This window comes from Pseudomonas sp. MD195_PC81_125 (genome assembly GCF_014060985.1).
GTDB classification, from domain to species: Bacteria; Pseudomonadota; Gammaproteobacteria; order Pseudomonadales; family Pseudomonadaceae; genus Aquipseudomonas; species Aquipseudomonas parakoreensis.
Window position 1 is genome coordinate 1 of the sequence record NZ_JABULD010000829.1, and the last position, 805, is coordinate 805.

1 pseudogene is annotated in these 805 nt (G+C 54.2%); it reads right to left on the minus strand.

From position 1 onward, the window contains the following. Positions 1-596: pseudogene (locus HT737_RS29555) on the minus strand (DUF1016 N-terminal domain-containing protein); the annotation flags it as partial. Positions 597-805: the final 209 nt, after the last annotated feature.

The window sequence follows — 805 nt, forward strand, 5'->3', positions numbered from 1 at the left end:
CTCGATGCAGATCGGTTTCGGCGTGCACGCCGGGAAGGTCGAGAAACTCGACCATGTAGGCGTCACGGAAGATTTCGAGCGCAGCGGGATGAGTCTGTTTGAGGGCAGCAGAAGCCTTTGCTGGCTGGGTGACACTGCGTTCGAAAAGCGCAGCCTTGAGCTGGCGTTCGAGTTCGCGCTTTGACCACTTTTCCTGAATCGCCATGCGGACGTAGAACTCGCGTTCTTCTGGACGTTTGCTTTGGCTGAAAATGATCAAATTGTGAGACCAAGACAATTGTCGCACCAGTGGTGCGACTTTTTTCTTCAGCGTGATAAGTCTCGTAGAACTGGCACATGCGGAACAAGTTCGAACGGGTAAACCCACGCAGCCCTGGCTGCGTTCGAGCCAGATGTTCGGCCAGTTGCCTAACCACCGCATCGCCCCACTCAGCGCGAGCGATCTTGCGGCTGATGTAACCCCCCACCTGCCAGTACAACTCGATCAGTTGAGTATTTACTGCTTGCACGGCTTGCTGCCTGGCGTTCTGAATCAGCGCCAGTACTTCATTGAAACGGTTATCGGAGGCATTGCCGGGGATGTCAGTTGCAGTCATGACCAGTTCCTTGAGGACGAGCGGAGCCCCGAGAGTAAACGGTCAAGAACGGGTTAAAACGTCGATAAACTCCTTTAGGAAAGGTCGTACAAAAATACGAGATCCCTCCCGCACGGGCTGACAGTGGTGAAGCGAAATTCCCCATCGCGAGCAGACTCACTCCTACAGATGGCGTTTTGCTATTCACACAATCTGCGGACGACCGACAT